Source organism: Candidatus Njordibacter sp. Uisw_002, from assembly GCF_047730155.1.
Classification (GTDB): domain Bacteria; phylum Pseudomonadota; class Gammaproteobacteria; order Pseudomonadales; family Balneatricaceae; genus Njordibacter.
In genome coordinates this window covers 409,782-432,500 of the sequence record NZ_CP159832.1, presented here as the reverse complement: position 1 = coordinate 432,500, position 22,719 = coordinate 409,782, and the positions used below count along the sequence as shown (strand labels likewise).

At 44.1% G+C, this 22,719-nt stretch carries 24 protein-coding genes (1 of these 24 cut by a window edge); 5 read left to right on the top strand and 19 right to left on the bottom strand.

Going from position 1 to position 22,719, the window contains the following annotated elements; translation table 11 throughout:
* Positions 1 to 1,224, bottom strand: the 5' portion of a protein-coding gene (locus ABXT42_RS02080) for an acetolactate synthase 3 large subunit (protein ID WP_443628728.1). It extends 501 nt beyond the left edge of the window; 1,224 of the gene's 1,725 nt are visible here — the first part of the coding sequence; the start codon lies at positions 1,222 to 1,224; its stop codon lies off the left edge, out of view.
* A gap of 433 nt (positions 1,225 to 1,657) precedes the next feature.
* On the opposite strand from ABXT42_RS02080, the gene ABXT42_RS02075 reads away from it, so the two are divergent.
* Positions 1,658 to 1,924, top strand: coding sequence for a hypothetical protein (locus ABXT42_RS02075; protein WP_443628727.1), 267 nt, complete (start codon positions 1,658 to 1,660; stop codon positions 1,922 to 1,924).
* Positions 1,925 to 2,006: 82 nt separating this feature from the next.
* Here ABXT42_RS02075 and clpB read toward each other — a convergent pair whose 3' ends face one another.
* The 3 genes from clpB to rluD all read right to left on the bottom strand — a co-directional run bounded on the left by clpB (position 2,007) and on the right by rluD (position 6,453).
* The gene (gene clpB, locus ABXT42_RS02070) at positions 2,007 to 4,592 is read right to left on the bottom strand and encodes an ATP-dependent chaperone ClpB (RefSeq protein WP_443628726.1); all 2,586 of its coding nucleotides are present in this window, start codon (positions 4,590 to 4,592) and stop codon (positions 2,007 to 2,009) included.
* 131 nt (positions 4,593 to 4,723) lie between these two features.
* Entirely contained in the window at positions 4,724 to 5,482 is a 759-nt protein-coding gene (pgeF, locus tag ABXT42_RS02065) for a peptidoglycan editing factor PgeF (RefSeq protein ID WP_443628725.1), read from the bottom strand.
* Entirely contained in the window at positions 5,482 to 6,453 is a 972-nt protein-coding gene (gene rluD, locus ABXT42_RS02060) for a 23S rRNA pseudouridine(1911/1915/1917) synthase RluD (protein ID WP_443628724.1), read from the bottom strand. Before rluD ends, pgeF begins: the two co-directional genes overlap by 1 nt.
* A gap of 142 nt (positions 6,454 to 6,595) precedes the next feature.
* Here rluD and ABXT42_RS02055 point away from each other — a divergent pair, with 142 nt between their 5' ends.
* Positions 6,596 to 7,441 (top strand): outer membrane protein assembly factor BamD, encoded by an 846-nt coding sequence (locus tag ABXT42_RS02055; protein ID WP_443628723.1) that lies wholly within the window; start codon positions 6,596 to 6,598, stop codon positions 7,439 to 7,441.
* Between the two features lie 7 nt (positions 7,442 to 7,448).
* Here ABXT42_RS02055 and nadE read toward each other — a convergent pair whose 3' ends face one another.
* The 11 genes from nadE to murJ form a co-directional block, all read right to left on the bottom strand.
* Positions 7,449 to 8,294 (bottom strand): ammonia-dependent NAD(+) synthetase, encoded by an 846-nt coding sequence (gene nadE, locus ABXT42_RS02050; RefSeq protein WP_443628722.1) that lies wholly within the window; start codon positions 8,292 to 8,294, stop codon positions 7,449 to 7,451.
* 60 nt (positions 8,295 to 8,354) lie between these two features.
* The gene (locus ABXT42_RS02045) at positions 8,355 to 8,774 is read right to left on the bottom strand and encodes a prepilin-type N-terminal cleavage/methylation domain-containing protein (RefSeq protein ID WP_443628721.1); all 420 of its coding nucleotides are present in this window, start codon (positions 8,772 to 8,774) and stop codon (positions 8,355 to 8,357) included.
* Positions 8,764 to 9,000, bottom strand: coding sequence for a hypothetical protein (locus ABXT42_RS02040; protein WP_443628720.1), 237 nt, complete (start codon positions 8,998 to 9,000; stop codon positions 8,764 to 8,766). The genes ABXT42_RS02045 and ABXT42_RS02040 overlap by 11 nt, the downstream gene beginning before the upstream one ends.
* 7 nt (positions 9,001 to 9,007) lie before the next feature.
* Positions 9,008 to 9,637 (bottom strand): PulJ/GspJ family protein, encoded by a 630-nt coding sequence (locus tag ABXT42_RS02035; protein WP_443628719.1) that lies wholly within the window; start codon positions 9,635 to 9,637, stop codon positions 9,008 to 9,010.
* The gene (locus ABXT42_RS02030) at positions 9,610 to 10,116 is read right to left on the bottom strand and encodes a type IV pilus modification PilV family protein (protein ID WP_443628718.1); all 507 of its coding nucleotides are present in this window, start codon (positions 10,114 to 10,116) and stop codon (positions 9,610 to 9,612) included. Before ABXT42_RS02030 ends, ABXT42_RS02035 begins: the two co-directional genes overlap by 28 nt.
* Positions 10,107 to 10,631, bottom strand: a complete 525-nt coding sequence (locus ABXT42_RS02025; RefSeq protein WP_443628717.1) for a GspH/FimT family protein — start codon at positions 10,629 to 10,631, stop codon at positions 10,107 to 10,109. The genes ABXT42_RS02030 and ABXT42_RS02025 overlap by 10 nt, the downstream gene beginning before the upstream one ends.
* Positions 10,632 to 10,727: 96 nt before the next feature.
* Positions 10,728 to 11,159 (bottom strand): FKBP-type peptidyl-prolyl cis-trans isomerase, encoded by a 432-nt coding sequence (locus tag ABXT42_RS02020; RefSeq protein ID WP_443628716.1) that lies wholly within the window; start codon positions 11,157 to 11,159, stop codon positions 10,728 to 10,730.
* Positions 11,143 to 11,679, bottom strand: a complete 537-nt coding sequence (gene lspA, locus ABXT42_RS02015; RefSeq protein ID WP_443628715.1) for a signal peptidase II — start codon at positions 11,677 to 11,679, stop codon at positions 11,143 to 11,145. The genes ABXT42_RS02020 and lspA overlap by 17 nt, the downstream gene beginning before the upstream one ends.
* Positions 11,657 to 14,449 carry an isoleucine--tRNA ligase gene (gene ileS / locus ABXT42_RS02010; RefSeq protein WP_443628714.1) on the bottom strand — a complete coding sequence of 931 codons (2,793 nt, stop codon included), beginning with the start codon at positions 14,447 to 14,449 and terminating at the stop codon, positions 11,657 to 11,659. The genes lspA and ileS overlap by 23 nt, the downstream gene beginning before the upstream one ends.
* A gap of 36 nt (positions 14,450 to 14,485) precedes the next feature.
* Positions 14,486 to 15,421, bottom strand: a complete 936-nt coding sequence (gene ribF, locus ABXT42_RS02005; protein WP_443628713.1) for a bifunctional riboflavin kinase/FAD synthetase — start codon at positions 15,419 to 15,421, stop codon at positions 14,486 to 14,488.
* Positions 15,422 to 15,536: 115 nt separating this feature from the next.
* Complete coding sequence (murJ, locus tag ABXT42_RS02000; protein WP_443628712.1) at positions 15,537 to 17,123, bottom strand: murein biosynthesis integral membrane protein MurJ; 1,587 nt, start codon at positions 17,121 to 17,123, stop codon at positions 15,537 to 15,539.
* A 246-nt stretch (positions 17,124 to 17,369) separates the two neighbouring features.
* Here murJ and rpsT point away from each other — a divergent pair, with 246 nt between their 5' ends.
* The gene (gene rpsT, locus ABXT42_RS01995) at positions 17,370 to 17,630 is read left to right on the top strand and encodes a 30S ribosomal protein S20 (RefSeq protein WP_443628711.1); all 261 of its coding nucleotides are present in this window, start codon (positions 17,370 to 17,372) and stop codon (positions 17,628 to 17,630) included.
* A 67-nt stretch (positions 17,631 to 17,697) separates the two neighbouring features.
* On the opposite strand, the gene proB is transcribed toward rpsT, so the two are convergent.
* The 4 genes from proB to rplU all read right to left on the bottom strand — a co-directional run bounded on the left by proB (position 17,698) and on the right by rplU (position 20,788).
* Complete coding sequence (proB, locus tag ABXT42_RS01990) at positions 17,698 to 18,822, bottom strand: glutamate 5-kinase (RefSeq protein WP_443628710.1); 1,125 nt, start codon at positions 18,820 to 18,822, stop codon at positions 17,698 to 17,700.
* Positions 18,815 to 20,023 (bottom strand): Obg family GTPase CgtA, encoded by a 1,209-nt coding sequence (cgtA, locus tag ABXT42_RS01985; protein ID WP_443628709.1) that lies wholly within the window; start codon positions 20,021 to 20,023, stop codon positions 18,815 to 18,817. The genes proB and cgtA overlap by 8 nt, the downstream gene beginning before the upstream one ends.
* 178 nt (positions 20,024 to 20,201) lie before the next feature.
* On the bottom strand, positions 20,202 to 20,459 hold the full coding sequence (gene rpmA / locus ABXT42_RS01980; protein WP_046484350.1) for a 50S ribosomal protein L27: 258 nt from the start codon (positions 20,457 to 20,459) through the stop codon (positions 20,202 to 20,204).
* Between the two features lie 17 nt (positions 20,460 to 20,476).
* Complete coding sequence (gene rplU, locus ABXT42_RS01975; RefSeq protein WP_443628708.1) at positions 20,477 to 20,788, bottom strand: 50S ribosomal protein L21; 312 nt, start codon at positions 20,786 to 20,788, stop codon at positions 20,477 to 20,479.
* 325 nt (positions 20,789 to 21,113) lie between these two features.
* Here rplU and ABXT42_RS01970 point away from each other — a divergent pair, with 325 nt between their 5' ends.
* Positions 21,114 to 22,082 carry a polyprenyl synthetase family protein gene (locus tag ABXT42_RS01970; protein ID WP_443628707.1) on the top strand — a complete coding sequence of 323 codons (969 nt, stop codon included), beginning with the start codon at positions 21,114 to 21,116 and terminating at the stop codon, positions 22,080 to 22,082.
* A 64-nt stretch (positions 22,083 to 22,146) separates the two neighbouring features.
* Entirely contained in the window at positions 22,147 to 22,662 is a 516-nt protein-coding gene (gene fabA / locus ABXT42_RS01965) for a 3-hydroxyacyl-[acyl-carrier-protein] dehydratase FabA (RefSeq protein ID WP_443628706.1), read from the top strand.
* Positions 22,663 to 22,719: the final 57 nt, after the last annotated feature.

The following is a 22,719-nucleotide window of genomic DNA, read 5'->3' as shown; positions in this document are numbered from 1 at the left end:
ATAATATTGGGCTGCAAACATTTGATGCTGACCTACATCAGAACAAATATATGCATCTCCTTTAGTAATTTCATACAGCGCTTCAATAACTTCTTGAGGCTTAAGCAAACCATTAGCGTCGTTAAGCTCGTAGCGACCACCATGGCGCTTACGCCACTCGTTGATCTGTGACCACCAATCAGTTAATGCATCTGCATCAATATCTTTATCGCTTTTGGCAAGTAAAGCTAACATTTCTAACAATACGCTTTTAGCTGGCCCTACAATAGGCACATCAACAGCGATGGTTTTTGAAATGGAGGATGGGTCAATATCGATATGAATAATCTTTGCCGTTGGGCAAAACTTCTCCGTGGCATTGGTCACGCGGTCATCAAAGCGTGCGCCAATACTTAAAATTAAATCTGAATGGTGTAAAGCAGTGTTGGCTTCATAGGTTCCATGCATCCCAGGCCAACCCAACCACTGTGGATCTGATGCTGGAAAACCACCTAAACCCATCAACGTTGTAGTCACTGGGAAATTTAGTGTTCGAGCTAATTCTGTGGCTTCAGCTGATGCTCTCCCACCAACAGTGCCACCGCCTACCAAAATTACAGGACGACGGGCATTAAGCATGAGCTCTACAGCTTTCTTAATTTGCCCACTATGACCCCGGGTGGCTGGACTATAGGAACGCAAAGACACAGACTCAGGGTAGTTGTATTCAAATTTGTCTGTTGGAGTAGTCATATCTTTGGGTATATCAATAACCACAGGGCCAGGTCGACCACTACTTGCGATATAAAATGCTTTCTTAATAGTGCTTGGGATTTCTGACGGATGCTTAATCGCAAAGTTATGCTTAACTACTGGGCGGGATACACCCATCATGTCAGTTTCTTGGAAAGCATCTTCGCCAATTAGGGTGCTAGGCACCTGCCCACAAAGCACCACCATAGGAATAGAATCCATAAAAGCGGTAGCAATACCTGTGACAGCATTAGTTGCACCCGGGCCAGAAGTCACTAACACAACCCCAGGCTTGCCAGATGCACGCGCATAAGCGTCAGCCATGTGTGTGGCAGCTTGCTCGTGGCGTACTAAAATATGTTTCACTTGGTCTTGTTGAGCCAAGGCGTCATAAATATGTAACACAGAACCACCAGGGTAGCCGTATATATATTCTATCTTTTGATCTTGTAAACTGCGGATAACCATTTCCGCACCGGAAAGCATTTCCATTGTAATATCCTCTCACCACATTCTAAAAGAAGCGGCAGTTATTTGTCTGAGACTAATCTCATGTAACCATCGATAATTTACGGACAGCGCTTGTAGCCAGCCCGCAATATCGTGCAGGCACAGAATGTGCCTTTAGTGGTGACGCTCGGAGGTCGGCATTGTCGGGTTGCAACGTGCGTAGAACTCAGGGCAGACAAGCGAAAGGGTACTGCTTACCGTATCACAAACGCGAGGGATCACCTGCGCGACATGTGCATCAACCTAAAAGAATAATTTTCACACGCCAAGGCCTGTAATTCAATAGCTTAAGTCTAAAACAAGGGTTAATAGAGAATAAACTTCTACATTTCCCGTGTAGTTTTTCAAACCAGCAACAAACATTTGGTGGTATAGTCATAAGTTAATAACAAAACGTTTTAGTTTGAGGTATGCCATGTCTAATTTAGAGTTACGAAAGTCTCAACGAACCATCGAAGAGCTACGAGGTTTCTTAAAGAAAATTTTTGTTGAACCCGATATTATTTCTCACTCGTTAGCTATTACTCGCGAGTTGATAGATGAAGATAATGCCGACGCTATTATCGCCCAAAAAATAGCAGCAACGACCAACGTAAAAATCCCTGCCGAACACAGTGATGCAGACCAGCTATTTTTACAGGTATTACGAGAAGTTGTGAGGGACGAAAATGCAATGTATTAGAATTGGCACGCGTCCTTGCTTGCCAGCTATAGCTAAGGGCTAAATTCACAGACTCAAATCACTAACACGGCCTTTAATGTGACTAGTGCTTTTGGGCTACATTAAAGGTTATCTTACTATCCTCAACATCTGCCAGAATAATTTCATCTGGTAAAAAGTGCCCGGCTAATAGCTCTTGTGCTAATGGATTTTCTAAATTGCGCTGGATCGAACGCTTTAACGGCCTAGCCCCATAGACAGGATCAAACCCTTCTTCAACAACTAAGTCTTTTGCAGCATCAGTGAGTTGCAAACTTAAACTGTGTTCTTGCAGACGATTATGAAGACGTAATAGCTGAACATCAGCAATTTTTCTTACATGTTCCTTATTTAAAGAATGAAACACCACCAGCTCGTCAATACGATTGAGCAATTCTGGTCTAAAATGCACACTCACTGCATCCAGGACGCCTTTGCGCATCTGTTCGTACTGACTTTCATCAGTCATATTTTGAATAATATCTGAGCCCATGTTTGAGGTCATCACGATGACAGTATTACGAAAATCTACCGTTCGCCCCTGTCCATCTGTAAGCCTGCCATCATCTAACACCTGTAATAAAATATTGAACACATCAGGGTGCGCCTTCTCCACTTCATCTAGTAACAACACAGAGTATGGCCTACGTCGAACCGCTTCTGTTAAATAACCCCCTTCCTCATATCCTACATATCCGGGGGGAGCCCCAATAAGCCTAGCCACAGAGTGCTTTTCCATAAACTCAGACATATCGATACGCACCATAGCTTCTTGTGTATCAAACAAAAAGGTGGCCAACGATTTACATAACTCAGTCTTACCTACTCCTGTAGGCCCTAGAAACAAGAAAGACCCATTAGGTCGGTTGGGGTCGGCTAAACCAGAACGTGACCGCCTCACTGCATTAGAAACACTGGATACAGCCTCATCTTGCCCAATCACTTGCCGATGCAGCACGCCTTCCATATTCAAGAGCTTTTCTTTTTCGCCTGCAAGCATTCGACTCACAGGAATCCCTGTCCACATGCTTACCACTTCAGCAATTTCTTCCTCTCCTACTTTGCTACGTAGCAAAGTAGTTTCGACCACTTCAGCCTCGTGAGCTGCTACTAGTTGCTTTTCTAAATCTGGAATAGTGCCATATTGTAATTCAGACATGCGACCCAAGTCGCTACTTCGACGAGCCACTTCTAATTCCTGACGGGCGATCTCTAAACGCTCTTTAACTTTTTGTACGCCGTATACAGAGGTCTTCTCCGCATTCCAAATTTCAAGCAAATCGGCAAATTCTTTTTCTTGTTGCGCTAGCTCATTCTCTAATATTTTTAACCGCGCAGCAGCAGCCCTGTCCTTTTCCTTTCTCAGGGCTTCACGCTCAATTTTTAACTGAATGATATGCCGCTCAAGTTTATCCATTATTTCAGGCTTGGAGTCCATTTCCATACGAATACGACTTCCAGCTTCATCTATCAAATCGATGGCTTTATCAGGTAATTGTCTATCTGTAATATAACGCGAAGATAGTCGTGCGGCGGCTATAATAGCTGAATCAGTAATATCTACACCGTGATGAAGCTCATAACGCTCCTTTAAACCACGTAATATGGCAATGGTGGCTTGCTCAGTTGGCTCACCTACATAGACCTTTTGGAAGCGGCGCTCTAACGCTGCATCTTTTTCAACATACTTGCGGTATTCATCTAAAGTGGTGGCCCCCAAACAGTGCAATTCACCACGAGCCAGGGCTGGTTTGAGCATATTACCCGCATCCATAGCACCCTCGCCTTTACCCGCGCCTACCATAGTATGAATTTCATCAATAAATAAAATGATATTGCCATCTTGCTTACTCAATTCACTAAGCACACTCTTTAGACGCTCTTCAAACTCCCCACGGAATTTCGCACCAGCAATAAGCGCGCCCATGTCTAAAGATAAAACTTGCTTGCCAAGCAAACCTTCTGGCACTTCCCCATTAATAATGCGCTGAGCCAAGCCTTCAACAATGGCTGTTTTTCCAACACCAGGCTCACCAATTAAGACTGGGTTATTTTTAGTGCGCCGCTGCAAAACTTGAATAGCACGACGAATTTCATCGTCCCGACCAATGACTGGGTCCAACTTACCTGCTTCTGCTCTTTGTGTAAGGTTGATAGTGAATTTATCTAACGCTTGCCACTCTTCTTCGGCACCTTGGGTATTTACTTTGTCGCCGCCGCGCAATTTTTCTATAAGTTGAGCTAACTTAATAGCACTAACCCCTGCTTTTATTAACAAATCTCCAACACTAGCTTTTTCTTTTACCATAACCATAACCAGTTGCTCACTGGAGATGAATTGGTCACCTGACTTACTAGTAGCCTTTTCAGCTAAGTTAAACAAACGAGACAAGCTATTGCCTATATGTACATCGCCACTATCGTTGCCTATTTTTGCCATATGACTTAAACGCTGACTTAGCTTTGTTTGCACCATAGGCATATCGGCACCGGCTTGAACTAACAAAGATTGTGATGATCCACCTTGCTGTTGCAGCAAAGCACTAAGCATGTGCTCAGATTCAATAAATTGATGATCTAATGACAGGGCAAGTGTTTGGGCTTCACCTATGGCTTCTTGTAAGCGATTAGTGAGTTTTTCAAAACGCATAATAAAACCTCGAATATATCTATCAGCCTATACACAAAAGCCTGATTAATGTGACTTACATATTATTATGGTTTATATATGGGGCGATCAAGAGTTGAATTCAAGTAGAATCAATTACACATTAGATAAAGCTAAACCATCCAAATCAAACTGGCCATGCGTCCACTTGATGGGTCACGCCGGTGTGAATAAAATCGTTTTTCATCTGAAAAAGTACAGTCATTGCCACCAAAGACCAGCGTAACTCCAAGCTGCGCAAGCTCTTTACGAGCTAAGGCGTACAAATTGCCTAACCACTTGTTTGATTTTGACTTTATAGCCACAAACTCTTCACACTTAGATAAAGGGTCCACATCAAAGGCTCGCAGTACATCGATACCTACTTCAAAGGCGCCTGGGCCAATTGCAGGGCCAAGCCATACCATCACTTGTCTAGGGTCTGAAAATTGCGCCACTGCTTGGCTAAGTATCCCACCAGCTAACCCTTGCCATCCAGCATGAACAGCAGCAACCTGAGTGCCTGAAGTATCACATAATAGCACCGGCAAACAATCTGCCGTCATCACTACACAAGGCCAATGCTTAGCTTGCGTGTAGCTGCCGTCACAGTCGTACACGCCAGCTTGCGCGGGCAAGCTTAATAGTTGAGTAGAGTGGGTTTGATTAAGCCAAAAGGGTTGTCGTTCTAGATTAAGGTCTTGCTGTAACTGGGCGCGGTGATGCAATACACGATCAGGCCTGTCTTGCACATGCCGTGCAAGATTAAAACCAGCCAAGCCAATCAGCGGCTCATCCGTGTTTAACCCACGACAAGTCGTTATTGCTCGCACATTAGCTGGCGCGGGCCAATCTAGCGTTAAGTAGCGCGAAGTATGGCCCACATCCTGCATTACAACCTCGAATGAGGATTAAGTTTAGTGTCAATGAGCATATGCTTAAGTAATTCAGACATATCTTCAGGTAAATCCACTTCCCATTCCATATCTTCATGGGTAATAGGGTGCATTAGCTCTAGACGCTTAGCATGCAACGCTTGACGCTTAAAACCTCGCAAACTGTCCAAAAACTCTTCATCACACCCTTTAGGCAAGCGCTGACGGCCACCATAAAGGGGATCACCTTGTATTGGATAATTGACATGGGTCATATGCACACGGATCTGGTGCGTACGCCCTGTTTCTAACTTTAAGCGAATATGAGTGTGGGCGCGGAAACGACGCAAGACTCGAAAGTGCGTTATCGCTTCTTTACCAACAGCTGAAACAGCCATTTTCAAACGGTTCCGACTGTGTCGTCCCATGGGTTCGTCTACTGTACCGCCACCTGTTAGCACGCCTTGCACAACAGCTTCATATTCACGCCCCATACTACGATCTTGCAGCTGAGCGACCAATGCAGTTTGTGCCGGAATAGTTTTCGCCACTACCATCAAACCTGTAGTGTCTTTGTCTAAGCGATGCACAATACCTGCACGAGGCACACCATTAAGCTGAGGGCAATGATGGAGCAACGCATTCAACAAGGTGCCGCCATGATGGCCTGCAGCTGGATGAACCACTAACCCAGCCGCTTTATTGATGATTAATATATAATCATCTTCATAAACAATATCAATATCGATAGGTTCTGGCTGCCACCGCTCTTGAATTTCTATCTGGCATTCTAAGGTGATCTTTTCACCGCCGTATAGTTTTTCTCTGGGCCTAAGCTGAACGCCATTGACGAGAATATCACCTTCTTCGATCCACTTTTTCAAGCGTGAACGAGAGTAATCTGAGAATACTACAGCAGCAATTTGATCAACACGCATGCCTGCCCATTCTGGGTCGACTTGCGCTTGGAGGGAAATAGTTTCGTGCATGATAAGACTTTCGTTGGCGCTAGTTAAGCTAGCATATTAAACTAGGGGCCATTGTACAGTATTTAGGACAATTACGCTGTTCAATAACAATGATATACTCAACACTTTATGCAATCAGGCAGCAACGGGCAACTTACACACTATGCGACTTAATACTTCAAACCGCTTACTTCATCTTTCTGGAATATTGTTCATCAGCTTATTGCTTGGCGCTTGTGCTAATACAGACTCAGGGCCTGTGATTGAGGACATACAACCAGAAAAAGAACTTTATGCAAGTGCCGTTGTGAAACTAGAAGGGGGAGATTATCGCCTGGCTATTGAAGATTTAGAAGCCATGGAAGCTCGTTATCCTTACGGTCGCTATTCTAAGCAAGCTCAGCTTGAACTTATTTACGCCTACTACCGGCTTAACCAACCTGCCGCTGCAAAAGCTTCAGCGACTCGTTTTATACGCTTATACCCAGATCATGAACATGTGGATTACGCTTATTACTTGAAGGGGTTAACAGCTTTTGAAGAGAATAAAGGCGCGTTTGATCAATACCTTGGTATAGATAAAGCAAAAAAAGATTCCAGTGCAGCGCGCGACTCCTTTGACGATTTTTCAACACTGCTACTGCGCTTTCCAAATAGTGAATACGCTGCAGATGCTCGCATAAGAATGGTCTATCTTAGGAATTTATTAGCTGAGCATGAAATTCACGTCGCCAATCACTACATTTCAATTAACGCCTGGCTTGCTGCAGCAAACAGGGCAAAGTATGTGGTGGAAAATTACCAGCTCACTCCATCGGTAGAGCTTGCATTAGGCATTATGGTAAAGGCCTATACCAAACTAGGCTTACTAGATAATGCCAATAATGCTCAGCAGGTATTAGAGGCTAATTTTGGCGACAACAACGCCAGCAGTGAAGACCCTAAACAGCAGGAGCAACCAGCTGTTCAAACGTGGCTGAACCGACTAACATTTAATTTATTTGACTAACAATGCGCTAAACATCCCAGCTACAGTATAGTGTAACTGGGCCTTGGCGCTTATGTTCAGTTTGGCGATAGCGCTGCTCTAACTGCAGTTGGGCGTCGCTAGAGATATCTTTGCCTTCTAGATAATCATCTATTTGATCGTAAGTAATACCCAATGAATCCTCATCGGCCTGCTGGGGGTTATGTTCTTCTAAATCTGCTGTAGGTGTTTTATTCACCAAATTATCAGGCGCTCCTAAATAGGCTACCAAACTTCTCACCTGACGCTTATTGAGCCCGAATAATGGCGCAATATCACACGCACCATCTCCGTGTTTTGTAAAAAACCCAGTAATCGCTTCTGCGCCATGATCGGTACCAATTACCAAACCATTAAGCAAGCTTGCTACATAATATTGCGCACTCATTCTAGCGCGAGCTTTATTATTACCGCGTGAAAAATCCAACTGATGGGAATTGGGTTCAGCAAGTGCCACTAACTCTTTGGCAGCCAAATCCAGGCCTTTAACCATGGCGTCTATATTTATCTCTAGACGCTGATTAGGCTGAATAAAATCCAAAGCTAACTGGGCATCACTTTCATCAGCTTGCACTCCGTATGGCAAGCGCACGGCAATAAATTGGTAGTCATTAGTTTGATATTGTAAGTTTAATTGGTCACATGCCATTTGTGCCAACTTACCCGCAGTAGTTGAATCGACGCCCCCTGACAAACCTAACACTAATGACTTCGCCCCAGCTGTCATTAGACTATGCTTAAGAAATTCTACTCTTTTAGACACTTCTATGGCTACATCAATAGTAGGTAACGTATTAAGTGATGCAATAATTTTGTGTTGTTGCGAGGTAATCATGATTTTATTCCAAGGCCTAGTGGAGATGACTTATTTTAACCCATATTGGCAGCAAAGTGCTTATTTGCACAAGTTGGACTCCCCAGCTTTACCAAGACTTTTCATTTCACCAGCATCAGATAACGTTAAATACCAACAAAGTGTATCGAGGCTTTGGGGTCCATTGTTATTTACCGTAGCTGACAAAAGAAACCCCGTTTCTAATAATTTTACTTGATAATAATAACTACCTTGCTTTTGCTCATACGAATGGTCGCTTTCAATAGACGCTAGGCTGATGTCTTCAAAATATCGTCCATGCTGCAAATGCCACATTTCTTGCTGCAAACCTATCCGATGCAATTGCAACCATGCTTGCTGCCTGCCTACAGATAATTGATGCTGACGCCAAGTGGGTATCGCCAAACCTAACATCACTCCCACTAAGGCCAACACCAGCAACAACTCCATCAGGCTAAAGGCCCTCTGATTAGAGCGCATCAAGTGCTGCCTTATGCTCTAACAAAGGTTGCCATTGGTTGATTTTTTCCTGCATCGCTTGATGTTCTTGCGCAACACCTCTTAAACTTAATTGAGCTTGTGACATCAACATAACCACACCTACAGAAATGAGCATAAGCATCACAATGACCGCTAAAAGCAGCCAGCCTTTTTGTTCCCTTCTTGGATGCAAGCCTGATGTTAAACCCAAAATTAAAGGTGGCAAAGACAGCCTAGCTGCACACATTAGGTAGCCGCCAGATAAAACTAACAGGGTGTATAACAAACTCACCACTTTGGCGCCATAACCATAGATCGCCACCACCTGATCTCAACTGCCCACTAGAGGCAGTCATAAGCTCTAAATCGACCTTTACTTGATGCAGGTTTAACACTGCACTGGCTTGATAGCTCCTTCGCCACTGATCAATACGGCAATCATGATCATTATCCACACCAAAATAGAGATCCATAGACTCTACTCTTGCAATAAAACTGCTGTTTCGCCCACCAAACCTTCGTCTTGTGAGATTGTGGCTCTGGGCGTTGTGCCCATAGTCATATTGCATACAGTTTCCCTGATACTTGCGCATTAAACTAATAGTGGCGGCTGTGCCTGATTTCACTCCAGCACCGCAGATATTGGACCAATCAGTGAGCACTTGAGCAACTACTAACTGGCTTTGGGCTTGCATTTGAAGCAAGGTTTGAGATAGTAATTTATGTTGATTAAACTGTAAGAAACTTGTAGTGATGGCAACCATCATAAGCCCCGCAAGACCTGTACTGAGCACCAGCTCTAATAAGGTAAAGCCATTTTTATGGTTTGCGCCGTTTAGAGTGCGATATCTAAATGGATACATGCTACCCCCTTTTCACACTTATCATCGGCTACAGCTAACTTTTGAGTCCAGGTCAAACCAATGGTTAACCTATTACCTTGTGTGCATGCCCCATTACATTGCAGATTAAACTCACCGCCTGGCAGATTATGAAGTAAGCTTCGTTGCCAATGTGTTGCCCAAGCTTGTGTCATATCCGCGCCATTGCATTGATTGCCTTCTAGGCAGCCAAGGTCTAACGTTAATGAGGTATTTATTAAATTTTGATAATGATGAGGGTAAGCCCAAACTTGAGCTGCGAGCTGACCCAAAAGGCCATTGGCATAGTGTAATTGGTGAGAATACACCAACACTTTTTGACTATGAGTTTGGGCTGTAAATAGCACCAAAAACATCACACTGGATAACCCTAAGCTTAATAGCACTTCTATTAAAGATAAGCCTTGTTGATGCATTTTTTGATACATCTGATGAGTACCCACCACCCTAACTAGAGACATGATAATTTTGTCTCTCGCAAGCGGCCAGTTGATGACAAGACCAGAGCGAAGCCTAAGCTTTCATCAATAACTTTGTTTGAAAATGGACAAAAAACCATGGTGCCAGAGTGTGCTGTATTACCAGCATAGTTAAAGCTAATTTGAACGCCACGATTAAAGCTAAAAGAAACTCCTTTATTAGGTTGCCAATGAGACAGTAGCATTTCTTTAGCTTGCCAATGGCCGTCTTGATCCGTATCTAGATAAATTGCAAACCCAGATGTAATACCACAGCTTTGCGACCAACAAAGATTTACTGTAGATTTTTTTTGTAAACTGGTGAGACGCGCATAACGAATTTGCTGAGCAAACTTTTGCCTTTCGTCATGTAAGATCTGAAGCTGCCAGGTCACATAAAACGCAGGCGCAGCTAAGGAAGCGATAATAGCCACAAGGGCTAAGACAATGAGTAGCTCAAGCAAACTCCAACCAGAGGTTACAAAGAACACATGTAGGCGGTGATTTAATAAACGCATGACAACATCCTTATTGGCTGCTGTCTAAGTGTAGCTTAGTTTTATAAGTTGTGATTAACAACAGGGCTGCGAAAGCTAACCCAAGGTGACTAGCGGTTAACTAACCTCTAAAATTTCTACTTCAAATTTAAGTTCGACACCTGCTAAAGGATGGTTGAAATCCACGACTACGTTATCCCCGTCAATGGTTTTTACTACCCCTGGAAGCTCAGTATTAGCAGCATCAGAAAAACTCACCACCAAGCCCTGCTCCAGCACCATGTCAGGGCCAAACTGGTGGCGCTTTATGGTTTGTAAATTAGCCGGGTTATGCTGGCCAAAGGCCTCTTGTGGAGGAACCATAAATGTTTGATGGTCGCCAGTAACCAAACCAATAAGGCACGATTCAAACCCCTCCAACAAGTTGCCATCACCTATGGTGAGCTCTACAGCGCCTTTATCAAAGGTGCTGTCTATGGTTTGCCCGCTAGCATGATGTAGGGCGAAGTTTAGCTTCACATGAGAAGATGTATTAATGCTTTGTGTCACGCTTTGTTGCCTTTTCTGTTTGCCAAAAATCTATTAATAACCCCACTACACCAATAAAAATCAAGCTATCGGCCAGATTAAAAGCTGGGAAATAATAAGGAGGGTAATATACAAGTAAGTAATCCACTACATAGCCGTTTACAACTCGATCAACCAAATTACCCAGCGCTCCAGACAATAATAAGCTTAAACTTAAACCTAAAAGAGTCTGTGTGCGAGGAGTATTTCTTAACCACACTATTAGGTAAATACTGATAGCTAGGGCTATGAACGAAAAAAACCACCGCTGCCAACCTGACTGTGATGCTAAAAAACTAAACGCTGCTCCCTTGTTGTGCACAAGGATGAGATCAAAAAAAGGCATCACATTAAATCTTTGAGCATAATCAAAGCTTTGCGTGATGCCCCACTTGATCAACAAATCCAGCGCCCACAACACCAGCACAAGCAAAAAATATCGTCGCAAGGCTGAGGTTTTGAAGTGACCAATAAAGCGACTAGGCAAACTGTCGAGTCTCACCAGCACCACTGACATTATCTACACAACGACCACACAGCTCTGGCTCTTGTGCAGAAACCCCCACATCTTCACGATGATGCCAACACCTCTCGCACTTTGTATGTTTGGAAGCTTGAATGTCTAGTCGCAAGCCTTCAAAGTCTGTCTCAATTCCACCCTCTTGGCCAGCCACTAAAGATGCTTTTGAGGTTAATAGTACAAATCTCAACTCGTCCCCTAGTTGCTCTAGTTGAGCATGGAGCTTTGGCACTGCGTATAAGATAATTTCAGCACTTAAAGAACCGCCAATGACACCTTGGCTGCGTTGTGTTTCTAGGTTTTTATTAACCGCTTGCTTTACTTCCATGATTTGCGTCCAGTAATCGGCAGTCATGCTGGTAGCGTTAGCTTCAGGGATGTCGTACCAAGCGTCCAACTGCACAGATTCGGCACGTTTACCTGGAATATGTTCCCACAACTCATCAGCAGTGAAGCTTAATATAGGCGCAATCCAACGGGTCATTGTTTCGATTAAATGATACATTGCTGTTTGTGCCGAGCGGCGTGAAAGGCTGTCTGCGGCGCAGGTATATTGACGATCTTTAATAATATCCAAATAAAAGCCACCCAAGTCTTGTGAGCAAAAGTGGGTTATTTTTTGATACACTGCGTGGAAGTTATAGCTATGGTAAGCAGCTTCGATTTCTGTTTGTAGTGTTGCAGCTCGTCCAAGCACCCACTGGTCTAAAGCCAGCATGTCATCCACTTTAACCAGATTATCAGCAGGCTCAAAACCATTAAGGTTGGAGAGTAAGAAACGCGCTGTATTGCGGATCCGGCGATAGGCGTCCGCAGTACGATTAAGAATTTCATCAGACACTGCCATCTCTGCACTAAAGTCCGACGAAGCCACCCAAAGTCGGATAATATCAGCACCTAAAGTGTTGCACACTTTTTGAGGTGACATCACATTACCAATAGACTTAGACATTTTTCTGCCTTGGCCATCTACGGTAAACCCGTGAGTCAATACACCTTTATACGGAGCTACACCATGCATCGCAATAGAGGTTTTTAAAGACGACTGAAACCAACCACGGTGCTGGTCTGAGCCTTCTAAATAAAGATCTGCTGGAAAACGCAACTCAGGGCGTTGCTCTAATACCGAGTAATGCGTAGTGCCAGAATCAAACCACACGTCCATAGTATCTGTAACTTTTTGATAATCACAAGCTTCTTCACCTAAAAGCTCTGCAGCATCTAGCTCAAACCAAGCGTCGATACCATTTTCAGCTACTCTTTGGGCTACCTCTTCAAATAACTCAGCAGTGCGAGGATGTAATTGTTGGGTTTGTCGGTTAACAAACAAAGTAATAGGAACGCCCCAAGTACGCTGGCGTGAAACACACCAGTCTGGGCTAGAAGACAACATACCAGAAATACGAGCTGCACCCCACTCGGGGTGCCAAGCTACATTTTTTACAGCGTCAAGGGCCTTTTCTAGCAAGCCATTTTCTGACATAGAAATAAACCACTGAGGCGTCGCACGGTAAATGAGTGGTGTTTTGGTACGCCAGCAATGGGCATAACTGTGAGTGATTTTAGCTTGATGCACTAGAGTGCCATGGTCTTCTAAGGCAGCAACCACTTGGTCGTCTACTTTATAAACATGCGCACCTGAAAATTCACCAGCCGCATCTACAAAAACACCATTATCATCAACAAGGTTAAGCGTGCCTATGCCGTAAGCACGGCCAACATTAAAGTCATCTACTCCGTGATCTGGCGATGTATGCACACTGCCTGTACCTGCTTCGGTAGTAACATGATCTCCAAGTATTACTGGCACTTGACGCTCATCGTAGAATGGATGCTGTAGAGATAGATTTTCTAATACTTGTCCCTTAGCTTCGCCTAAGATCTTAAAGTCATCAATGCCATATCGTTCCATTGCACTTTCAACGAGGTCTTTCGCAAATACTTGACACTCATCATTGACTTGAACTAGCACATAGTCAAATTCGCCATGCATACTTACTGCTTGGCTTGACGGCAAGGTCCAAGGAGTTGTAGTCCAAATAACCACAGAAGTTGGCAAATCAGTGACTACACCAAACGCTTGATTCCATGCTTGTTGGTCCAACACTTGGTAACGCACATCAATGGACAAAGACACTTTATCTTGATATTCAACTTCAGCCTCAGCCAAAGCTGACGCACCCACGACACTCCAGTAAACCGGCTTATAGCCTTTTACCAAGTGGCCATTTTCAACTATCTTACCCAATGAGCGGATGATATTAGCTTCTGTTTCAAAGCGCATAGTTTTATATGGGTTTTCCCAGTCACCTATAATGCCTAAACGAACAAAGTCTGCCATTTGCCCTGCAACTTGCTTTTCCGCATAAACGCGACACTTTTCACGAAACACAGCATGGGTCACTTTGTTGCCAGCTTTACCAATTTTTTGCTCTACCTTATGTTCAATCGGCAGACCGTGGCAATCCCAACCGGGCACGTAAGGCGCATCAAAACCACTTAAAGTCTTAGACTTAACAATAATATCTTTGAGTATTTTATTTACTGCATGGCCAATATGAATATCACCATTGGCGTATGGAGGCCCATCATGCAATATAAATTGTTCTTTACCCTTTCCTGCTTCGCGCAGTTTGTTGTAAAGATCCATTTGCTGCCACTTCTTGAGTATTTTAGGCTCACGCTGGGCTAAATTACCACGCATGGGAAAGTCTGTTTGAGGTAAGTTCAAAGTGGATTTATGGTCGCTCATACTTATGTTCGCTTCTTAAATAATAATCAATTAAATCTATTGGGATGCCACAGCAAAAAAATCTTTGGCTGTTTGCATGTCTAATTTTATCTGTGTTTGTAGCTGAGTGAGGCCCTCAAACTTTTTTTCACTACGAATAAATTGGCAAATTTCTACACTTATCGTCTTGCCATAGAAATCATCACTGAAATCAAAGAGGTGCACCTCTAATTGAGGCTGAACACCGACGAGTGTTGGGCGATAGCCAATATTAGCAACACTGGCAATAGGCTTATCTAAGAGCCCGTGAACTAATGTAGCGTATACGCCTTGAAGGGCTGGACGTGGTTTTTGCAAGCGTATATTCGCTGTAGGCACACCTAACTTGCGGCCTAATTGCTGCCCGTAAGCTACTTTACCTGTCACTATAAACGGCCGGCCTATAAAGCGCCTAACTGCTGCTAAGTCATGTACTTCAAGCGCGTTGCGAATGCGTGTACTTGAAACGCGCTCACCATCAAGCTCACAAGTTTGAGTATTTTCAACATCAAAACCATGGATCAAGCCCTCAGACTGTAACAACCCATAGTTACCCATGCGGCCTTTACCGAAACGAAAATCATCCCCTACTACAAAATGACTCACCGCCAGCCCACTCACCAATAATTGCTGAATGAAGTCATGAGGACTAAGACTTAACAACTTAGCATCAAAACGCAGACACAAAACACGATCAATGCCATGCTGCTCAAGTAAAAGTAGTTTTTCTCGCAGCCGCGTGATTCTGCGTGGCGCCTGATCCTTAGCAAAATATTCTAAAGGCTGTGGCTCAAACAATACAACCACAGCAGGTAACCCCTGCATTAGCGCCTTTAGCTTGACTTGGCGCAACACCCTTTGATGGCCAAGGTGGACGCCGTCGAAATTTCCAATGGTCGCCACACAGCCGCGATGCTCAGGCTTGAGGTTATAAAGACCACGAATAAATTCCATAAACACTCGTCAAAATTGAAGCCAATGGCATCAGCAAAAGTAAGCCTTGCATTATATACTAGACGCGACGCATTTTGCGACTAACAACACGCTTATTAGTAATTGATATTTGGGGCTATTTTGGACCCTGTATATGCTTGGGCCGAAGACCTGACAAGAAAAGCCCACAGCTATAGGCTAAAGCCCCTAAAACAACCACTATGGCTAATTGTTCTATGCGTTGCCACATGCCCCACATGAGCCATGTTTGTGCAGGTTCAAAAGTAATATAAATCACCCCAATTAAAGCTATGTTTGAAATCAGGACACGTAATGAAAAAACCAACCATCCGGACTGAGGCTGCCATATTTTTTTACGATACAAACCAATTCCCAGCAACGCAGCGTTTAGCAAAGCAGACAAAGATGTTGCCATAGCTAAACCCACGTGGGCAAACTGCCAAACTAACAATAAGTTTAACAGCATATTACTGGCCATCGCCCAAATGCCAATTCTCACTGGGGTTTTTATATCGTGTCGCGCAAAATAACCTGGCGCCAGCACTTTAATTAGCATAAAAAATAATAATCCAAAAGCATAAGCGCGCAAACTAGCCGCACTGAACAACACATCTCTATCGCCCATAGCACCATAATGAAATAATGTAGCTATTAATGGTTCTGCCAGCAGCCCTAAAGCGATTGCCGCAGGCACGCCAATAAGTATAACCATTCGCAGCGCCCAATCTAGAGTATTACTAAAGGCTTGGGGCGATTTAGACGCATGACGCTGAGATAGTCCTGGCAAAATAACGGTAGCAATAGCGATACCAAACACACCTAAGGGCAATTCCATCAACCGATCTGAATAATATAACCAAGACACACTACCACTTTGTAATAACGAAGCAAGGACCGTATCTAACAGCAAATTAATCTGCGCCACTGACACTCCAAATAAAGCAGGCAGCATCAACTTCATTACTTGCTTCACCCGTGCATCGCTAAAACCAACACGTGGGCGCACCAATAGCCCCAACTGAGCCACAAAGGGCAGCTGCAAGGCTAGTTGCAAAATACCTGCCGCCAGCACACCCCAGGCTAAAGCCATTACTGGGACCGTCATTTGAGGTGCTACCCAAAGGGCTGCAGCGATTAAGCTAAGGTTAAGTAACACGGGCGTGAGTGCTGGAATAGCAAAACGTTTTGAATAGTTTAACAAACTACCAAAAAACCCTGTCATGGATATAAGCAGCAAATAAGGGAAGGTGATACGCAGCATATCGGCCGTTAAGCCTAGCTTATCGCTATCTCCCGCAAAGCCTGGAGCAAACACTAGTGCCAACACAGGTGCAGCTACCACAGCAATAACGGTGATGATGGTTAATACTAGCAACAAACTTCCCGCTACCTTGCTGATCATGAGCTTGAGCAGTTGTTGGTTGTCCTGCTCACTTATTTCTGCCAACACAGGCACAAATGCCTGATTAAAAGCACCTTCAGCAAATAACCTACGTAGAAAGTTGGGGATTTTAAATGCCACAAAAAACGCATCCGCTTGAGAGCCTGCACCAAACAAAGTAGCAATGACTACATCGCGCGCCAAACCTAAAATCCGGGACAACATTGTCATGCTAGCAACAATGAGGCTAGAAGCCAGCAACCCTTTTACCCCCTTAGGTGTGTTGGGCAAAGATGATTTAAGTGACGAAGAAGAACTCATAAATCCCTATAAAGCATTTATTAAGGTGGCAAAAAACACGATTCTCACCCTCTTATTTGACGATTTATCCCATGTTAACGCAAAAACATTGAAATGAGCTGATATTTATAACAAAAAGGCTCAATCTAAGTTGACAATAGGCGCCCAAACGGGAATAATTTCGCACCTCATAAACACCCTGCTGTAAATATTGTGTTTAGCACTTTATTTAAAGCTTTTTTATTATATTTATATAGGAGCCAGATCGTGGCCAATTCCGCTGGATCAAAGAAACGCGCTCGCCAGGCAGAAAAACGTCGCAGTCATAACGCAAGTCTGCGCTCCATGGCACGCACATACTTAAAGAAAGTTATCGCTGCTATTGAAGCTGGTGACAAAGATGCTGCCCAAGCTGCGTACACAACTGCAATGACTATTATGGATAAAAGTGTCTCTAAAGGCATCTTTACTATGAACAAAGCTGCTCGTCATAAGAGCCGTTTAAGTGCAAAAATTAAAGCCCTATAATTTATTATAGCGCATATAAAAACCGGCCAAGGCCGGTTTTTTTGTGTCTGCATTTTCAAGTACTTCACTACAATAACACAAGATTATCCCGATGCATGAGCTCAGACTCTGCGACATAGCCCAAAGTAGATTCAATTGACCCACTAGCCAAGCCAATAATTTTCAACGCCTCATCAGATGAGTAGTTAACCAAACCCCGAGCAATGGCGTCTCCATGTGGATCAAGCACCAACACCATATCACCGCGAGTGAACTCCCCTTGAACCCTAGTGACTCCGACGCATAGCAAACTCTTTCCCTGCCGAGTAAGCACTTTCACAGCTCCAGCGTCTAAATGCAGCTCACCTTTAGCCTTAAGGTGCCCTGCAAGCCACTGCTTACGGGCTAGCAAAGGCTCTTGATCGGGAATAAATAGAGTGCCTAAAGCCTCACCTTCGCGCAAGCGGCGCAAAACATCCACAGTGCGCCCATTCGCGATAATAGTATTAGCGCCTGAACGAGCAGCTAGTTTTGCAGCCTGTATTTTGGTGAGCATGCCACCACTACCTAAACTGCCTGGCGAACCACTAGCCATTGGAATGAGTGAAGGGTCACTCGCGTGCACCTGTGATAACAGCTTTGCATCTTTATGATGCCTTGGGTCTTTGTCGCACAAACCATCTTGATCCGTAAGAATCACCAACAAGTCTGCTTCAACTAGATTAGCCACCAAAGCACCTAAAGTATCGTTATCACCAAAACGAATTTCATCCGTAACGACTGTATCGTTTTCATTTACTACAGGGATAACGTTGTGACTAACTAAAGCACGCAAAGTGCCACGAGCATTGAGATAACGCTCACGGTGAGTTAAATCGTCATGGGTAAGAAGAATTTGCGCGGTACGCATATCATGTCGCGAAAAACTTTCTTCATAGCACTGCACCAAGCCCATCTGGCCTACAGCTGCAGCAGCTTGAAGATTATGAATTTCTTTTGGTCTTTGAGTCCAGCCCAAAAGCACCATACCTTGGGCAATTGAACCTGACGAGACTAATACGATCTCTACACCTTGCTGGCGTAGTTTTGCTAATTGATCGACCCAACCAGAAATGGCCTCTTTATCGAGGCCTTTACCATCATCGGTTAGCAATGCGCTGCCGATTTTAACTACCCAGCGCTGGCCACTAACAGCAGCCTGATGGCTAGTCATAGGTGTACTCGACTTCAACATCGTAGTCATCGTCGTCATAATCATCGTCTAGATCATCATTGCCTTTGGCTGCCAGGCGCTGTTGATGACGAGCAAGCTTAAACTGCTGCACACGTTCACGAGCTTCTTGCTCTAGGCGTAGCTTCAACTCCTCTTCTTCAGCAGCGTATTCTGGATCTGCTAGCGCGCGCTCATTGCGCTCTTCGATGAAGTCCATGATGTCGCCAGCAAGCTTTAGTGTGCCTTGCTTATTAATTGCCGCAATTTCATACACTGGGCCTTTCCAATTAAGCGCGTCAACAACAGACTGGCAGCGTTCTTTGCGCTCATCTTCTGGCACTAAATCAAGCTTATTAAGCACCAACCAACGCTCACGATCCGCTAGAGCCGGGCTAAACTTCTCCAGCTCACGCACTATTATCTTAGCTGTTTCAGCAGGTGTAACATCGTCCCAAGGCGCCATATCCACCAAGTGCAACAACACACTTGTACGAGACAAATGCTTAAGAAATTGAATACCAAGCCCTGCACCTTCAGCTGCGCCTTCAATGAGCCCTGGAATATCGGCGATAACAAAACTACGATGGCGCTGCAGACTCACAACACCAAGATTGGGGGTAAGTGTAGTAAACGGATAATTAGCCACTTTAGGCTTAGCTGCAGACACCGCTCGAATAAAGGTCGATTTACCCGCATTGGGCATGCCTAACAACCCTACATCTGCTAATACTTTTAGCTCAAAACGAAGGTTACGCTTTTCACCTGGGGATCCATTTGAAGTTTGGCGAGGAGCGCGGTTAACGCTAGATTTAAATCGCGTATTACCTAAGCCGTGGAAACCACCTTGAGCCACCTTTATAATTTGGCCTGCCTCTGCTAAGTCACCTAGCACTTCATCAGTATCACGATCGACAATAGTCGTACCTACAGGCACTGTTAAAGTCATGTCTTCGCCAGAACCACCTGTGCAATCAGCGCCTTTACCTGATTCACCAGATTGAGCTTGATAGCGAGGTTGAAAACGATAATCAACCAAAGTATTTAGCGTCTCATCTGCTTCTACGTAAATACTCCCACCATCTCCACCATCACCGCCATCTGGGCCACCACGAGGAATGTACTTCTCACGTCGAAAGCTTAAGCAACCGTTCCCGCCTTTACCTGCTTCCACAATGACGTTACTTTCGTCAACAAATTTCATACATTCTCCGTGCAGCAAAGGCTGCAAGATAAAGGCTCCGCGCCTTGATCAGTAATAATTAAATCGCCACGTGTCTAACATATCACGCTGTGGCGTTTCGCTCATATTGAGCACAAAAAAGCCCCGCTAGGCGGGGCTTTTTTTTAAAGACCCCTAAGGCCTTTTTAGGTTCTTAACCTTAAGCCGGTACGATAGTAACGAACTTGCGGTTTTTAGGACCTTTAACAACGAACTTAACAGTACCAGTTACTGTAGCAAACAAAGTGTGATCTTTACCACAACCTACGTTTGTACCAGCATGGAAGTGAGTTCCACGCTGACGAACTAGAATATTACCCGCTGCAACGGCCTGACCACCAAAGCGCTTAACACCTAAGCGTTTAGACTCTGAATCGCGACCGTTATTAGTACTACCACCTGCTTTCTTATGAGCCATGGGTTATCTCCTTACGATTAGGCACTAATGCCAGTAATCTTAACTTCGGTAAACCACTGACGATGACCCATCTGCTTCATGTGGTGCTTACGGCGCTTAAACTTCATGATGCGAACTTTCTTGCCACGACCGTGAGACACGATCTCTGCAGAAACCTTAGCGCCTTCAACAACAGGAGCACCGATCTTCACATCTTCACCATTAACAACTAAAAGCACACGATCAAAATCAACGCTAGCGCCAACTTCAAGGTTCAGTTTTTCTAGCTTGAGGGTTTCACCCTCTTCTATACGGTGCTGCTTGCCACCGCTTACAATTACTGCGTACATACACTTCTCCAATATGTGCTGATCCGGCTACTAAAAAAAGGCCTGCTGCTAATAGCATTTAAAGGGCTAAAAATAGTTCTTTAAAGTGCCATATGACAGGGAGCAAGTTGGACCAGTCACAGGGGGCGTAATTTTACGCTAACTTCCCATTATTCACAAGCATATGAACACAGTATCTTAAGGTTTTTAGTGCTGACCTCTGAATCACTTAATTGGCAACCAATGTTAGTCAAATAATCCTTCGCTGATAGCAGTTTCCTTGACACTTGGGCTCTAGCTAACTAGCATTAACAACTCAATTTCTCACATCGATTCCGCATCAGTTATGCAGGCTACCGACCTATACTCATCAGTAAAAGACGACTTCGCAGCTGTTGATGCCTCTATTATCCAGCACCTTAGCTCAAACGTTCCATTAGTGGAGAAAATCGGCCAATATATTATAGAAAGTGGCGGCAAACGCTTACGCCCACTATTGGTATTATTGTCAGCCCAAGCTTGCGGGTACCAAGGCTTTAAACATATAACCCTTGCTGCAGTTGTTGAGTTCATTCATACCGCCACTTTGTTGCATGATGACGTAGTAGATACATCTGATCTGCGACGCGGAAAACCCACTGCTAATAATAAATGGGGCAACTCCTCTAGCGTTCTTGTGGGTGATTTTTTATATTCTCGCGCATTTCAGATGCTAGTAGAAATAGGCCAAGTAAATATTATGGGCACTTTGTCCAGTGCCACTAACGTTATCGCTGAAGGTGAAGTGTTACAAATGCTTAACGCCAAGAACCCAGATGTGAGTGAACAGAGCTACCTTCATGTTATTCTTGGCAAAACAGCTATGTTATTTGAAGCCGCTAGCCACACAGGCGCTCAATTAGCTAAAGCTGACCCAATAAAAACTGACGCCTTAAGGCGCTTTGGGCGCCACCTAGGCATTGCATTTCAGCTTATAGATGACCTTATGGACTATACTGGTGACCCGGCGACTATGGGCAAAGAAGTAGGTGATGATTTAGCTGAAGGGAAGCCCACTTTACCTTTGATTCATGCGATGCAGTACGCAACTCAAGAGGAGCGCACACTAATTCGTAGTGCCATCAGGCAGGGTAGCTGCGAACACATCGATCAAATACAATCAATTTTAAATCGCTGCGGCTCGCTAGATTACACTCGAGCTAGAGCTTCACAAGAAACACAACATGCATTGAACTGCCTTGATTTAATAGAGGATTCGCACTATAAAAGCTCTTTGGCTAATTTATGTACCCTAGCTTTAGCCCGACAAAACTAATAGTGCTACAATAATACATTGATCAGTTATTACACTTAGTTACCACCATACGGAAAACATATTAATGAGCAGACCTTCTTCCTTTAACCGTGACGAACTATTATCTTGCGGCAATGGCGACATGTTCGGCCTTGGCAACGCCCGCTTACCTGTAGGCAATATGCTGATGATGGATCGTATAGTCCATATTTCTGAAACTGGCGGTAGCCATGATAAAGGTCAGATTATTGCTGAATTGGATATTAGTCCAGATCTATGGTTTTTTGACTGCCACTTTCCTACTGACCCTGTTATGCCAGGCTGTTTAGGCTTAGATGCTATGTGGCAGATTGTTGGCTTTTATCTTGGATGGAAAGGTAATAAAGGTCGCGGTCGTGCTCTAGGCTCTGGCGAAGTTAAATTTTTTGGGCAAGTACTTCCTACTGCTAAAAAAGTAACTTACAAAATTGATATTACTCGCTGCATTGAACGCAAACTGGTCATGGGCATTGCCAACGCCAGTATGGAAGTAGATGGCAGGGAGATTTACACTGCAAAAGATTTACGCGTTGGACTATTTACCAGCACAGACGACTTTTAATCTACTAGAGACGTCTAAGGTAAATTTAAAGTACATTATTTAACTGCACATTAATGA

Excerpts from the sequence above, each read along its gene's own strand:
- ABXT42_RS02075 (WP_443628727.1), top strand. The coding sequence starts at position 1,658 with ATGTCTAATTTAGAGTTACGAAAGTCTCAACGAACCATCGAAGAGCTA.
- clpB (WP_443628726.1), bottom strand. The coding sequence starts at position 4,592 with ATGCGTTTTGAAAAACTCACTAATCGCTTACAAGAAGCCATAGGTGAA.
- pgeF (WP_443628725.1), bottom strand. The coding sequence starts at position 5,482 with ATGCAGGATGTGGGCCATACTTCGCGCTACTTAACGCTAGATTGGCCC.
- rluD (WP_443628724.1), bottom strand. The coding sequence starts at position 6,453 with ATGCACGAAACTATTTCCCTCCAAGCGCAAGTCGACCCAGAATGGGCA.
- ABXT42_RS02055 (WP_443628723.1), top strand. The coding sequence starts at position 6,596 with ATGCGACTTAATACTTCAAACCGCTTACTTCATCTTTCTGGAATATTG.
- nadE (WP_443628722.1), bottom strand. The coding sequence starts at position 8,294 with ATGATTACCTCGCAACAACACAAAATTATTGCATCACTTAATACGTTA.
- ABXT42_RS02045 (WP_443628721.1), bottom strand. The coding sequence starts at position 8,774 with ATGCGCTCTAATCAGAGGGCCTTTAGCCTGATGGAGTTGTTGCTGGTG.
- ABXT42_RS02035 (WP_443628719.1), bottom strand. The coding sequence starts at position 9,637 with ATGTATCCATTTAGATATCGCACTCTAAACGGCGCAAACCATAAAAAT.
- ABXT42_RS02030 (WP_443628718.1), bottom strand. The coding sequence starts at position 10,116 with ATGTCTCTAGTTAGGGTGGTGGGTACTCATCAGATGTATCAAAAAATG.
- ABXT42_RS02025 (WP_443628717.1), bottom strand. The coding sequence starts at position 10,631 with ATGCGTTTATTAAATCACCGCCTACATGTGTTCTTTGTAACCTCTGGT.
- ileS (WP_443628714.1), bottom strand. The coding sequence starts at position 14,449 with ATGAGCGACCATAAATCCACTTTGAACTTACCTCAAACAGACTTTCCC.
- ribF (WP_443628713.1), bottom strand. The coding sequence starts at position 15,421 with ATGGAATTTATTCGTGGTCTTTATAACCTCAAGCCTGAGCATCGCGGC.
- murJ (WP_443628712.1), bottom strand. The coding sequence starts at position 17,123 with ATGAGTTCTTCTTCGTCACTTAAATCATCTTTGCCCAACACACCTAAG.
- proB (WP_443628710.1), bottom strand. The coding sequence starts at position 18,822 with ATGACTAGCCATCAGGCTGCTGTTAGTGGCCAGCGCTGGGTAGTTAAA.
- cgtA (WP_443628709.1), bottom strand. The coding sequence starts at position 20,023 with ATGAAATTTGTTGACGAAAGTAACGTCATTGTGGAAGCAGGTAAAGGC.
- rpmA (WP_046484350.1), bottom strand. The coding sequence starts at position 20,459 with ATGGCTCATAAGAAAGCAGGTGGTAGTACTAATAACGGTCGCGATTCA.
- rplU (WP_443628708.1), bottom strand. The coding sequence starts at position 20,788 with ATGTACGCAGTAATTGTAAGCGGTGGCAAGCAGCACCGTATAGAAGAG.
- ABXT42_RS01970 (WP_443628707.1), top strand. The coding sequence starts at position 21,114 with ATGCAGGCTACCGACCTATACTCATCAGTAAAAGACGACTTCGCAGCT.
- fabA (WP_443628706.1), top strand. The coding sequence starts at position 22,147 with ATGAGCAGACCTTCTTCCTTTAACCGTGACGAACTATTATCTTGCGGC.